We start from the raw sequence: 11,941 nt of genomic DNA, 5'->3' as shown, positions 1-11,941 counted from the left end.
ACCACGGGCTGGGTGACCTGCAGCAAGCCGTCGCCTACTTCGAGCAGGCTCTGCCCATCCGGCGCGAGGTCGGTGACCGGGCGGGGGAAGCCACCAGCCTGAACAACATCGGCGGCGTCTACCACGGGCTGGGTGACCTGCAGCAAGCCGTCGCCTACTTCGAGCAGGCTCTGCCCATCCGGCGCGAGGTCGGTGACCGGGCGGGGGAAGCCACCACCCTCAACAACATCGGCCTGGTCTACTACGAGCTAGGTGACCACCAGCAAGCCCTCTTCCACTTCGAGCACGCTCTCCCCATCCGGCAGGAGGTCGGCGATCGGGTGGGGGAGACGGTCACCCGCTTCAACATGGCGATGATCTACGAGCAGGACGGGGAGGTCGATCGGGCTGTTATAGAGTTGGAGCAAGTAGTCGAGCTTGACCGGCAGGTCGGTCATCCGGATCTGGAGTCTGACACCGCTGTGCTGGATCAGGTCCGGCGTGAACGGGAACAGGGCGGTTCAGCTACCGGGGCCGGGCTGGCGTGACGTCGACGGCGCGGTGGGTGGAGGGGTGCCAGCTGGCGCTAGCCTTTCGAAGGTCGAGCCGCTCTGGGATGCCGAACCCCAACAGCCCAAACGCACACTGACGGCCCAACTGAGCGAAGCTGGCGCGACGGGACGCCACACCGGACACGAACTACCCGCCTGATTGGTAGCAGCGCTAAAGATGAGGCGGTCATTTCCGGCTCGCAGCCGGCATGGCCGCAGTTCGCGTACGCCGATCAGCACTCGCCGTCGTCGTCGTATCTGCCGGACACGTCGATGCCGTACGCGCCCCCAGGCCTTCCGAAGTCAGCAGCATCAGGAACATCTCGGTTGCTTGGGAACCAGATGATGAGCCTTGCCGTGGAGCCGTCGATCTTCTTGAGGAAGCAGCCGCCGATCGCGGAGACCCCAGGGCCCGTTGAGGGGGCCGGAGTCGGATTGTCATCTGCCCGCCATCCGTCGGTGGTAGCGGCGGCTCGGTAGAAGGACATGATGCTTTCCCGGTTCATCTCAGTCCGGTATTGCTGGCCCGCGAAGGCGAACCCGCCGTCGATATCGCAGCCCGATTCGCTGTCTGCTGACGTCGCGCCATCGGGGTGTGTCCTCAAGATCGGGAGGTCCGCGAGCGTGGCGGCAAACCGCTCATTACGGTCCGAGCAACCGGGGAGCGCAGAAAGCAGACCGGCGCATCCGCACGAAAGGGCACCGACCAGCGCCCCCGCGACGCCGAGCCTGATGGTGCGAGGAGTCAGCGCTTTCGCCATGGCTGAACCCTAGGGTGGGCCGGGTCCAACTCGACGCACATCAGGTGACGGACGACCGCCTTCTGTTGCCGAGTTGGCCGACCTTCGATCATGAGGCCATGACGGGGGACGTGTGGCGGCTGGTGACGACGATCGGTGATTACGGCCTGGTCCTGGCGGTCGGGCCGGACAAGTCCTGGCAGGTGATCGACGGCGAGCGGGCGCGCGGGCCGGCCGCCGGCCGCGGTTTGATGATGTTGTTGCCATTGCTGGAACGCACCTGCGAGCAGGTTGGGAACTGAGGTGGCTGACCGGGTCCCGGACGGGTTCCCGGCGCCGCTGCGGGATGACCTGCTGGAATTCGCACTGCATTGGCCAACGGAGTATTAGCCGGGGCTGGCGTTGGCCTGGGTCGAGGGCGGGTATCCGATTGACCGGGTGCGGGATGTCGTCGCCACAATTGTAGGTGATCAGCGCAGGTCACAACCGCTGCGACGTCGTGCACTGCGATTGGGCAAGAGCCACGACGGTTGAGGTGTCGCGGGAGGGGCCAGCGGCGAATGAAGCCGGTCCATAGCGGCATGCGATGCCATGCTGTGGGCGTGGAGTACGTGTCCCGAGCGCCGCGCCCACCGCTGGATGGGCTGATCGACGACCTCTACTACCTGGAGGGCTCGCCGCCGTACGCCCGGCTGATCCTTCCTGCGAGTCCGGCGGCGTTTCTCGTCGTCAACCTCGGCGCGCCGTTTCGGATTCGGGCCGGGGCCGATCTCGAGGCGGCCGACTACGCCGATGGCTGTGTGGTCACCATGCCCACCCGGGCGCTGGAGTTCGGCTACCCGACCCGGACCCGGTCTGTCGGGGTGCACTTCAAGACGTGGGGGCCGGCGCCGTTCCTGGCCATGCCCGCGGCCGAGCTGTGCGATCGGCCGGTGACGTTGGAGCAGGTCTGGGGCCGGCCCGCCGTGGCCGAGCTGCGCGACCGGCTGGCTGCGGCGAACGGACCGCACGAGATGCTGACGCTGCTCGAGCGGGAGCTGATGCGCCGGCTGGACGAGATCGCCGGGCTCGGGCTGGTCCGCCACACGATCGGCGTCATCGCGGCGGCGCGCGGAGCGGTCGCGGTCGGCGATCTGGGAGTGGAAGCCGGGGTCAGCAGCACCCACCTGGCCCAGCGGTTCAAGGAGCTCGTCGGCGTCACGCCGAAACGGTTGGCCCGCAGCCACCGATTCGCCGCCACCGTGTTCTCGATCAACCCCGCCGAACCGGTCGACTGGGCCGACCTTGCCAGTAGCGCCGGCTATTTCGATCAGGCTCACTTCGGTCACGAATTCCGGGCGTTCACCGGGCTCACGCCGACCCGATATCTCGAGGTTCGGCGGCGGTTCATGCGCGAGCATCCCGGGCACGTGCTGGACAGCTGGCCGCTGCCGGCCGATTGATTTCTTACAAGAACGACTGCCCATGACCCGCTAATTTGGGGGCATCCCCAAGCAGAGGAGAGCCCTGTGGGCAAGGTGGTCATGTACAGCTCGGTGTCGGTGGACGGCTTCATCGCCGACGAGAATGACCAACCGGGACCGCTGTTCGACTGGTTGACCAGCGGTGACGTCCCGTTGGACGAGAGCGGCTACGTGAAGGTGTCGCAGTCCTCCTACGACTACACCCGGGCGTACTGGGACCAGATCGGGGTGACGATCGCCGGTCGTCACGTTTTCGACATGACGGACGGCTGGGACGGTAAGCCGCCGAGTGGGATCGACCACGTGGTTGTCGTGACGCACCGGCCGCCGCCCGAGGGCTGGGACCCCGCGGCGCCGTTTCACTTCGTCGACGGTGTCGAGGCCGCGGTGGCCAAGGCGCGGGAGCTCGCGGGGGACCGTCTGGTCGAGGTCGCCGCCGGTGACGTCGGTGGCCAGGCGCTGGCCGCGGGCCTGGTCGACGAGGTGCGGATGGACGTCGTGCCCGTCGTCTTCGGATCCGGCAAGCGCTTCTTCGGGTCGGTCGACGCGCAGCAGCTGCTGGCGGACCCGGACGTGGTGATCCAGGGCGACCGGGTGCTGCACCTGCGCTACCAGGTGCGCCGTTGACCGGGTCCGCCGAAAGCCGCGTACCCGTCTAGCCGCGCAGCTTGTCCCGCAGCTTGACCAGGCGCTTGCGCAGTGGCTTGGGAAGCTTGCGACCCAAGCTGTACAGCAGCTCCTTCGGCCGGGACCGCTCGTAGACGAACTCATACGTCGGCGTGGCGTTGAAGACCCGGCCGGTCGGGCGGTAGCCGTACGGCTTCAGCGCCGCCTCGATCGTGGCGCGTTCCGGCTCGCCGAAGGCCTCCGCGAAGACGATCGGGTGGTGGCCGCGGAGGATGCGGCGGGCGCCCTTCAGCACCTGCTCCTCCATGCCCTCCACGTCGATCTTCAGGACGACGACCTTGCCGCGGACGACCTTGTCCAGCGGTACGACGTCGAAGTGCTCCCAGACCCCGTCCAGGAACGACTTGGCCTGTCCGGGCTCGCTGCCCAGGCCGACGTGGTGCACCGTCACCTTGCTGGTGAGGTCGTTCGCGTCGACGTTCATCTGGGTCCAGCCGGCGCAGCGCTCGCGGGGGTCGAAGGCGTGCACGTGTGTCGACGGGCAGTACATCCCGAACCAGACCGTGTGGGTGCCCAGGCAGGAGCCGGCGTCCACGTACACCCCGCGCTTGTTCAGGGTGCGGATGTAGTCCAGGAACTTCTGCTCGTAGAACTGGTTGGTGAAGAAAGGCTTGTAGAGGGTGGGCGGGGCATCCTGCGGCCACGGTGACGTGTCGAAACGGCTGGTGATGCCGTGTCGTTTGACGGTGATCATCGGCTCTGCCACTGGATCCATGCGACTACCCTGTCTGTTTACGGAGCCCGCCGACATCACGGGGCTTACGCCTGTCGGTGTCCATCGGCATCCTTTACCGGAAGCGATGAAAATACTACTGGTCATCGGGTGGGACTTTCCCAGATGAAGCAGACGGCGTGGCGCATTCCGCGGCAGCGCACAAGGGAGCGGGGCACGGCGAGCGGGATCTCGCCGCCGCAGTCGCAGCCGCCGCCGCGCCGTCACCCGTACCGGAAAGTGCTTGTCGCCCTGGGGATTGTCGCGCTGCTGGCGCAGCTGGCCTTGGTGATGGTCACCGCGGCGCGGCAGCAGTCGCAGACCGCGGACGAGGGTGTGTACATCGCCGCGGCGGTGGTCTACCTGCGGCATCACGAGCTGCGTTACAACCCCGAACATCCGCCGCTGGCCAAGCTGGTGATGGCCGCCGGCCTCGCTTTCGCCGATGCGCGCATCGATGCGGGCCCGGACAAGAATCAATATCAGGCCGGGACGGACGTGCTCTACGAGCACGGCAACGGGGCTCAGCGCATTCTCTGGTACGCCCGGCTGCCGACGATCGTGCTGACGCTGCTGTTCGGGCTGATGGTTTTCGCGTTCGCCCGCGACATCACCGGACCGGGCGGTGGTCTGCTGGCGCTCGCGTTGTACGCGTTCTCGCCGGACGTGATCACGTACGGTTCGCTGGCCGGGGTCGACCTGCCCGCGGCCGGTTTCGTGCTGGCCGCCGCCTGGCTGGTCTGGCGGATGAGGCGCCATCCGTGGGCGTATCTGGCCCCGGCCGGGCTGGCCCTCGGCGCGGCTTCGGCCACGAAGATGAACACGCTCGTCGTGGTGCCGGTCCTGTTGCTGCTGGCCGCCGTGTCCGCGTGGCACGCCCAGCCGGGCGTGCGGCGCGTGCCCCGGCTGCTGACCGCGGTAGCCGCCATGATCGGTGTCGGCGTCGTGGCGGTCGCAACGGTGTGGCTCACGTACCTGATCGTTGATCCGCGGCTGCACTGGACGGCGCCGCCCGGTGTGCCGGTGATCCACGGGACGGTCGGTCATCTCGTCGACTGGCTGCCGTTCCCGCCCGCCTACGCCGACGGCCTGCGCATCCAGCTCGGGCTCGAGGACCAGACGTGGGGCGGCTTCCTGCTGGGCGACACGTATTCAGGGCACCGCTGGTACTACCTGCCGGCCGCGCTGCTGATCAAGACGCCACTGGGCATGCTGGCTCTGTGGCTGACCGGCATCGTGACGATGCTGACGGTGCGCCGATTGCGGCCGGCGGCGCTCTACGTTCTACTGCCGACGGTGGTGCTGCTGGTCGCGGCCATGCAGGGCAGCCGGGACTGGGGCGTGCGCTACGCGATCTTCGTACCGGTGCTGCTGGCCGTGGCGGCCGCTGCTGTCACCGCCGTCCGGTGGCGGTGGGTGCAGGCGGTCGCGGTCCTGCTGGTGGCCTTCGTCGCCGTCAGTTCGGTACGCGCCTTCCCCTACTACCTGCCGTACTCGAACGAGGCCTTCGGCGGTCCTGCCAAGACCTACCTGCGCCTGGGGTCGTCCAACGTGGACTGGTATCAGGACCTGTACCGGCTCGCCCGGCGCCTCCAGGAGCGGTATCCGGGCGAACGGGTGTGGCTGGTGCACCGCAACCGGGCGATGGCCGGCTACTACGGGATCGACGCCGGGGATCCGTTGAAGGTGCCGCCGTCCGAGGTCAGCGGCCTGCTCGCGATCTCGGTGACCCAGCTCAGCAATCCGAAGCCCGAGATCCGCGAGCTGATCGCCCGCGGCGTCCGGATCGACCAGGTCGGCCACTCGATCTTCATCTATCGGGTGTCCCCGGCCCGCTGAACGACCCGATCCGGCACTTCCACGGCTCGACACTCTGAAGGGCGGCACGACGATGAGGTTCAGTTTCTGTCCGGACGTGACTCCGGCGGGCTGGCTCGTCCGGTCCGGGGCGCCGGACCGGCAACTGATCACGTTCGGGCCGGCGGGCTTCGAGGCGTACGCCCGCCTTCGCTACATTCCCGACCCGGCGCGGCCCGGTCAGCAGGAGGCCGACGTCGATGTCCCTGACGATCATCCGTCGGACCTCACGCAGGCACGCCGGGCGTTGCGCCGGCTCGCGCCGTTCACGGCCACTCCCGACGAGTGCTACTTCTGCGTCTGGGAGGGCTACTCCGACATCCCGCTCCCATCGGAGGCGCGCGAAGGATCGCTGGTCGACCTGCCCCATCGGCGCTACGCCCTGTTCCGGGGGCGGCTGCGAAACATCGATCACTGGGAGACGGCCTTCGGCGGCGGACAGCCCATCGCGCCGCCCGCGTTTGTCTGGCCGGCTGATCGGGGCTGGTGCTTCACGAGTGACGTCGACCCGCACTGGGCCGGGATCGGTGCCGAGCGGGTGGCCGTCGACGCTCTCGTTGCCGACCCGCGGCTCGACGTCGTCGCGGCCGACCCGGCGAACAGTCAACCCCGGTACTGCTAGGAGCTGACGCTGCGGGCGATGACCAGCGGTGCATGGCGGCCGTACCGGACTATCAGCGTGGCATCGCCCGGGCGGATCGCTCAACCGGAGCAGCCGCTACCAGAAGTATCGGCTCACCAGTCGCGCCAGGCGTCGGTCAGCTCGGACCGGTGCGGGCTTCGCCCGGCCGTCAGCGCCGTGACGTCGACACCCGCCTCGGTCAGGACGGCGTCGAGGTACTCGCCCAGTTCCTCGCGTTCGCCGGTCTCGATCACCGCCTGCCGCTCGTCGATGGCGTTGAGCGCGAGCACCACACGTCAGCGTAGGACCTGGCGCAACGGTCCCCGCAGCCACCGTTCGGTCTCGTCCCGGCTGCGCAGGCGGACCACGTCGAGGCCCGGCCGTTCGCGCATCAGGGCCAGCACCTGGGCCTTCGACTTGCCGTGGGTCTGCCAGGCCCAGCGCACGATGTGGTCCTTCGTCGTCAGGATCGTCCACAGCGGCGCCTCGACGTTGCCGTTCCAGAGCTGTTCGCGGCTCAGGCGGCGGATCACCGTGCGGCGGATGATCTGGCGCATCACCACAGCCCGGGGCAGATCGAGCCACACCAGCAGGTCGGCGCGCTCCGCCAGATGGGCGCGCACCGAGCTGTACTGCCATTCGACGACCCAGGCCGGCTCGGCGATGACCCGGTGCACGTCCGCCTCGAACGTCGGCCGGGGCGTCCAGTCCGGGCCGTGGAACAGACTGTCGATCTCCGTGTGCGGGATCTTCAGCGTGGCGGCGATCCGGGCCGCCAGCGTGGTCTTGCCCGCGCCGGAGGTGCCCGCCACCAGGATCCGCTGCGGGCGGGCCGGCAGCGGATCCGATGCGGTGCGCAGGGTCAGCGGGGGCGCGGCTGGCGCATGCCCTTGCCGCCCGGGCGCATGTTCTTCGGGATCGCGCCCTTGGGCATCTGCGGGCGGGCCATCAGCGCGCCCAGCCGCTTGTCCAGGGCGTTGACGTCCTTGCCGGTCAGGTTGCGGGGCAGCTTCATCACCGTCGTGCGCAGCTTGCGGATCGACAGCTCGCCCTCGTTGGGGCCGATCATGTAGTCGTACATCGGGGCGCTGCCGATGACCTTGGACAGGCGGCGCTTCTCCTGGCCCATCAGGTTGCGGACGCGCTGCGGCTGGCCCTCGCCCAGCAGGATCACGCCGGGGCGGCCGATCACGATGTGCACCATGTCGAACTGGGTGGTGGAGCTGGCCGCCGGGCGGACCCGCCAGTCGCCGCGCATGTTCTCCATGATCGAGGCGGCCGCGCCGGGCTGGCCCTCGGCGGCGTTCATCATCGCCGTGTTCGACCGCAGGTTGAGGACGATCAGGGCGGCCAGCAGGGTGACCATGACGCCGATCGGGATCCAGATCCAGCCCAGGCCCAGGAGGACGAGCAGCACGGTCACGGCCAGCGGGATCAGCACCGCCGCGACGATCAGCGGGACGAACCACTTGTCCTGCCGCGCCGTGAACGCGAACACCTGGCCGATCTGCTTCAGGCGCTCGACGAACGACACCTTCTCCTGGGGTTTTGCCATAACCCGAAAGTGTAGTGGCCGACCTGGTGCCTTAGTCGCCCAGGACCCTCAGCTGAGGCACCCGGGCCACGAATATGAGGGACCTTCCCCATGCGGGGGCGGCACCTTCCCGCGAAGAGTCGAGGACAGCAAGGACGACCGATCGCGAGGAGTTGTGATGTTCCCGCTCAGTGACCCCGAATTCCAGCTCGACCTCCACCGTCAGCAGTCCCGGGAGTGGCGCCGCGCCGCCGCCGCCGACCACCTCGCCCACGAGGTCGCCGCGGGCCGGCACCGGCGCTCCCGGTGGCATTGGCCCACCCGCCGGCCGCCGCACGGGCGGGCGTCCGCGTAGCCATGACTGTGCTATTCGGGGCAGGCGCGCCGGGTCCGTGGCATGACATGCTCGACGGCGTGACGGCGCAAGCCAGCAGTGAGTTCCTGGTCGGCCGGGAGGCCGATCTCGCCGTGCTGCGCGACGCTCTGAAGCGCACCCGCAACGCCGAGCCGTCGACCGTGCTGGTCGGCGGCGAGGCGGGCGTCGGCAAGACCCGCCTGGTGGAGGAGTTCTGCCGGGTGGCCACCGCGGAGGGCGCCCGGGTGCTCACCGGTCAGTGCCTGGAGCTCGGCGAGGAGGGCCTGCCCTTCGCGCCGTTCGCGGCCGCGCTGCGCCGGCTGGTGCACACCGACGGCCCCGAGGTGCTCGACGGGCGCGAGCAGGACTTCGCGCGGCTGCTGCCCGAGCTGGGCCCGCCGCCACCGGACGCCGTCGGCGAGGCCCGCCGTGGCTACCTGTTCGAGCTGGTCGCAGCCCTGTTCGACCGGCTCGCCGAACGGCAGCCGCTGGTGCTGGTCATCGAGGACCTGCACTGGGCGGACCGCTCGACCCGGGACCTGATCGGCTTCCTGATCCGCTCGGCCCGGCTGCCGCACGTCCTGCTGCTGGCCACGTACCGTACTGATGAACTGCACCGCGGCCATCCGCTGCGGCCGTTCCTGGCCGAGCTGGACCGGGTCCGCGGCGTGCAACGCGCCGACCTGGACCGCCTCGACCGCGACGGCACCGCCGAGATGCTGGCCCACCTGCTCGGCGCCGAGCCGGAGCCGCGCACGGTCGACGCCGTCCACGAGCGCGCCCAGGGCAACCCGTTCTTCATCGAGCAGTTCGCCGCGTCCGCCGACCCGACCTGCTGCGACATCCCGCACAGCCTGCGCGACCTGCTGCTGGCCCGGGTCGACCAGCTCAGCGACGCCGCCCAGCGGGTGCTGCGGGTGGCCGCGGTCGGCGGCACCGAGTTCGGTCACGAGCTGCTCAGCCGGGTCGCCGGCATCGACGAGGCCGACCTGGAGTCGGCGCTGCGGGCCGTCGTGGCGGCCCAGCTGATCGTCTTCGACGCCGACGGCGGCTACGAGTTCCGGCACGCGCTGGTGCGCGAGGCCGTCCACGACGACCTGCTGCCGGGCGAGCACGCCCGGCTGCACGCCCGCTACGCCGAGGCGGTCGAGGCGGAGCCGCAGCTGGTCGCGATGGGCCGGGCCCCGGCGGAGATCGCCCACCACTGGTACGCGGCCCACGACCACCCCAAGGCCCTGACCGCGGCTCGGCGCGCGGCGCAGGCGGCCGGCCGGCGGTACGCGTACGCGGAGCAGGCCCGGCTGCTGGAGCGGGTTCTGGAGCTGTGGGAGCAGGTCCCCGAGGCGGCGCAGCTGCTCGGCGCCAGCCACCTCGACCTGCTCGAGGAGACGGGCCTGGTGGCCATCGACGCCGGCGACCACCAGCGCGCGCTCAAGCTGACCAAGGCGGCGCTGGCCGACCTGGACGTCGAGGCGGAGCCGCTGCGCGCGGCCCGGCTGCTCGTGCGCCGCAGCAAGCTGCTCTACAACGCGGGCACCAGCGACGGCGCGGCGGAGGCCCGGGAGGCGTACCGCCTGCTCCGCGCGGCGCCACCGTCGCAGGAACGGGTCACGTTGATCGCCGACGTCGCGTACGCGCTCGGCGGGGTCGACGACGAAGAGGCCGGCCGGGTCGCCGAAGAGGCCATGGCCGCCGCCCGCGAGGTCGGCGACGTGTCCGCGCAGGTGTCCGCGACCATCACGTACGGCCAGGTGTGCGGCGGCCGGTTGTCGGCCGTGGAGGCGCTGCCCGCGATGCAGGCCGCCGCGGTACGCGCCCGCGAGACCGGTGACCTGCCCAACCTGGCCCGCGCGCTGGTCAACGTCTCCGACACCCTGTTCGAGCTGGGCCGCTACGAGGAGTCCGCGGCCACGGCGGCCGAGGGCGTGCCGTACGCGGACCGGGTCGGGGTGCACCGCACCACCGGGGTGTTCCTGCTGGCCAACCACGCCGAGGCGCTGATGGCCCTGGGCCGCTGGGACGAGGCCGACGCCCGGTGCGCCGAGGCCGCGCGCCTCGATCCGCCCGGCACGCTGGCGCTGCCGTGGATGCGGCTGCGGACCGCGCTGCGGCTGGCCCGCGGGCACGAGGGCGCCGAGCCGCTGGCCCACCGGGCCATCGCGTTCCTCGGGCGCCAGTTCCTGCACCGGGAGAACAAGCTGTCCCTGCTGGAGCTGCGCATCTCGCTCGCCCGGCACACCGGCGACCCGGCGGCGGCGCTCACCGCGGCCCGGGCGGCGGTGGAGGAGCCGACGCTCGCCGACCGCCCCCGCTACGGCTGGCCCCTGCTCGCCGTCGCGGCCACGGCCGCCGGTGAGTCGGCCGACGACCAGCTGGCCGCCCGGATCAGGCAACTCGCCGGGGCGATGCCGCAGCGGTATCCGAGCGACCGCGCGTACGCGGCACAGCTCGCCGCCACGCTGACCGGCCGGCCGGAGCTGTGGCGCGAGGCGGTGGCCGCGTGGCGGGTCGACGGGCAGCGCTATCCGCTGGCGGTGGCGCTGCTGGGGCTGGCCACTGCCGCGGCCGGGGCCGGCGACCGTCCGGGCGCCGCGGAAGCGGTCGAGGAGGTGGCCGCGGTGGCGGGTGCGCTGGGCGCTGGGCCGTTGGCGGAGGCCGCGGACACCCTGGCCCGCCGGATCGGCCTGCGCTCGGCGGCCCATCCGGCCGTCACGGGTACGGAGACACTGACCGACCGGGAACGCGAGGTGCTGCGGCTGGTGGCCGAGGGGCTCAGCAACAGCGGCATCGCCAAGCAGCTCTACATCTCGCCGAAGACGGCCAGCGTGCACGTCTCCCGGATCATCGCGAAGCTGGCGGTGGCGAGCCGCGGCGAGGCCGCCGCGGTCGCGCACCGCCTGGGACTGCTCGACGACTGACGACTCAGCGCCGGGCCAGCCGAGCCGCGACGCCGGAGACCCACAGCAGCGCGGTGGTCGCACCGACCGCCAGGGTCAGGGAGCCCGCGACGCCGCTGTTCATCGCCCGCAGGTCGCCGGCGCCCCCGACACGTCGCGGGCGCCGGACCGGCTGTCGGCGCGCTGGCTGCTCGCCGTCGCGGCTGCCTTCGAGGCGGAGCCGGCGTCGGTCACGGGGGCTTGCCGCGGCGGAGTCGATGGGCCGCGCGGTCGGCGAAGCGGTGGCCGGGTTTCTGGCGCGCGATGATCGGGACGCGGCGACGGTGCGGTCCTACGGCCAGACGCTGAGCCGGCTCTGCCGAGCTGTGCGTGCCGGGTTGTCGCTGGCGTCGCTGACTGCGGAGCAGGTCAGCCAGGCGTGCACGGTCGCCTGGGGCGACGCGGCATCCCGGACCTGGAACCGGCACGTGGCGGCGATTCGCTCCTTCAGCAGGTGAGCACTCCGCGACAGCTCCCGTGTCGGTCCGGGCGCTGGGCAGGCGCC

The 11,941-nt window shown here is 70.7% G+C and carries 14 protein-coding genes; 9 read left to right on the top strand and 5 right to left on the bottom strand.

Translation table 11 applies throughout. The features are described 5' to 3' along the window. On the top strand, nt 1-527 hold a 527-nt coding region (locus AB0C12_RS15760), incomplete at its 5' end, for a tetratricopeptide repeat protein (RefSeq protein ID WP_360548309.1). Between the two features lie 236 nt (nt 528-763). On the opposite strand, the gene AB0C12_RS15755 is transcribed toward AB0C12_RS15760, so the two are convergent. Continuing rightward, nucleotides 764-1,291 (bottom strand): hypothetical protein, encoded by a 528-nt coding sequence (locus AB0C12_RS15755; protein ID WP_360548307.1) that lies wholly within the window; start codon nt 1,289-1,291, stop codon nt 764-766. 44 nt (nt 1,292-1,335) lie between these two features. Here AB0C12_RS15755 and AB0C12_RS15750 point away from each other — a divergent pair, with 44 nt between their 5' ends. The 3 genes from AB0C12_RS15750 to AB0C12_RS15740 all read left to right on the top strand — a co-directional run bounded on the left by AB0C12_RS15750 (nt 1,336) and on the right by AB0C12_RS15740 (nt 3,360). Further along, on the top strand, nt 1,336-1,572 hold the full coding sequence (locus AB0C12_RS15750; protein WP_360548305.1) for a hypothetical protein: 237 nt from the start codon (nt 1,336-1,338) through the stop codon (nt 1,570-1,572). Between the two features lie 300 nt (nt 1,573-1,872). Next, nucleotides 1,873-2,712 carry a helix-turn-helix domain-containing protein gene (locus tag AB0C12_RS15745; protein ID WP_360548303.1) on the top strand — a complete coding sequence of 280 codons (840 nt, stop codon included), beginning with the start codon at nt 1,873-1,875 and terminating at the stop codon, nt 2,710-2,712. 66 nt (nt 2,713-2,778) lie between these two features. Then, the gene (locus tag AB0C12_RS15740; RefSeq protein WP_360548301.1) at nt 2,779-3,360 is read left to right on the top strand and encodes a dihydrofolate reductase family protein; all 582 of its coding nucleotides are present in this window, start codon (nt 2,779-2,781) and stop codon (nt 3,358-3,360) included. 28 nt (nt 3,361-3,388) lie between these two features. Here AB0C12_RS15740 and AB0C12_RS15735 read toward each other — a convergent pair whose 3' ends face one another. Then, entirely contained in the window at nt 3,389-4,135 is a 747-nt protein-coding gene (locus AB0C12_RS15735) for an FkbM family methyltransferase (protein ID WP_360548299.1), read from the bottom strand. Between the two features lie 123 nt (nt 4,136-4,258). On the opposite strand from AB0C12_RS15735, the gene AB0C12_RS15730 reads away from it, so the two are divergent. Continuing rightward, entirely contained in the window at nt 4,259-5,971 is a 1,713-nt protein-coding gene (locus tag AB0C12_RS15730; protein ID WP_360548298.1) for a phospholipid carrier-dependent glycosyltransferase, read from the top strand. 52 nt (nt 5,972-6,023) lie between these two features. After that, complete coding sequence (locus tag AB0C12_RS15725) at nt 6,024-6,611, top strand: hypothetical protein (protein ID WP_360548296.1); 588 nt, start codon at nt 6,024-6,026, stop codon at nt 6,609-6,611. A 113-nt stretch (nt 6,612-6,724) separates the two neighbouring features. On the opposite strand, the gene AB0C12_RS15720 is transcribed toward AB0C12_RS15725, so the two are convergent. The 3 genes from AB0C12_RS15720 to AB0C12_RS15710 are packed head-to-tail and all read right to left on the bottom strand — an operon-like array spanning nt 6,725 to nt 8,166. Next, the gene (locus AB0C12_RS15720; RefSeq protein ID WP_360548294.1) at nt 6,725-6,901 is read right to left on the bottom strand and encodes a hypothetical protein; all 177 of its coding nucleotides are present in this window, start codon (nt 6,899-6,901) and stop codon (nt 6,725-6,727) included. 6 nt (nt 6,902-6,907) lie between these two features. Next, on the bottom strand, nt 6,908-7,423 hold the full coding sequence (locus tag AB0C12_RS15715; RefSeq protein ID WP_360548292.1) for an AAA family ATPase: 516 nt from the start codon (nt 7,421-7,423) through the stop codon (nt 6,908-6,910). A gap of 50 nt (nt 7,424-7,473) precedes the next feature. Continuing rightward, on the bottom strand, nt 7,474-8,166 hold the full coding sequence (locus AB0C12_RS15710; RefSeq protein ID WP_360548290.1) for a DUF4191 domain-containing protein: 693 nt from the start codon (nt 8,164-8,166) through the stop codon (nt 7,474-7,476). A gap of 157 nt (nt 8,167-8,323) precedes the next feature. Here AB0C12_RS15710 and AB0C12_RS15705 point away from each other — a divergent pair, with 157 nt between their 5' ends. The 3 genes from AB0C12_RS15705 to AB0C12_RS15695 all read left to right on the top strand — a co-directional run bounded on the left by AB0C12_RS15705 (nt 8,324) and on the right by AB0C12_RS15695 (nt 11,894). After that, a complete protein-coding gene (locus AB0C12_RS15705) occupies nt 8,324-8,500 on the top strand; it encodes a hypothetical protein (protein ID WP_360548288.1) in 177 nt (58 codons plus the stop codon). Between the two features lie 59 nt (nt 8,501-8,559). After that, nucleotides 8,560-11,418 (top strand): AAA family ATPase, encoded by a 2,859-nt coding sequence (locus tag AB0C12_RS15700; RefSeq protein WP_360548286.1) that lies wholly within the window; start codon nt 8,560-8,562, stop codon nt 11,416-11,418. A 236-nt stretch (nt 11,419-11,654) separates the two neighbouring features. Beyond that, nucleotides 11,655-11,894, top strand: coding sequence for a site-specific integrase (locus AB0C12_RS15695; protein WP_360548284.1), 240 nt, complete (start codon nt 11,655-11,657; stop codon nt 11,892-11,894). Nucleotides 11,895-11,941 lie beyond the last annotated feature (47 nt).

The organism is Actinoplanes sp. NPDC048967 (assembly GCF_040649415.1).
Classification (GTDB): domain Bacteria; phylum Actinomycetota; class Actinomycetes; order Mycobacteriales; family Micromonosporaceae; genus Actinoplanes.
Note: the sequence above shows the minus strand (reverse complement) of the source record. Positions and strands in the feature narration are given on the sequence as shown.

Excerpts from the sequence above, each read along its gene's own strand:
- AB0C12_RS15755 (WP_360548307.1), bottom strand. The coding sequence starts at position 1,291 with ATGGCGAAAGCGCTGACTCCTCGCACCATCAGGCTCGGCGTCGCGGGG.
- AB0C12_RS15735 (WP_360548299.1), bottom strand. The coding sequence starts at position 4,135 with ATGGATCCAGTGGCAGAGCCGATGATCACCGTCAAACGACACGGCATC.
- AB0C12_RS15730 (WP_360548298.1), top strand. The coding sequence starts at position 4,259 with ATGAAGCAGACGGCGTGGCGCATTCCGCGGCAGCGCACAAGGGAGCGG.
- AB0C12_RS15725 (WP_360548296.1), top strand. The coding sequence starts at position 6,024 with ATGAGGTTCAGTTTCTGTCCGGACGTGACTCCGGCGGGCTGGCTCGTC.
- AB0C12_RS15710 (WP_360548290.1), bottom strand. The coding sequence starts at position 8,166 with ATGGCAAAACCCCAGGAGAAGGTGTCGTTCGTCGAGCGCCTGAAGCAG.
- AB0C12_RS15705 (WP_360548288.1), top strand. The coding sequence starts at position 8,324 with ATGTTCCCGCTCAGTGACCCCGAATTCCAGCTCGACCTCCACCGTCAG.
- AB0C12_RS15695 (WP_360548284.1), top strand. The coding sequence starts at position 11,655 with ATGGGCCGCGCGGTCGGCGAAGCGGTGGCCGGGTTTCTGGCGCGCGAT.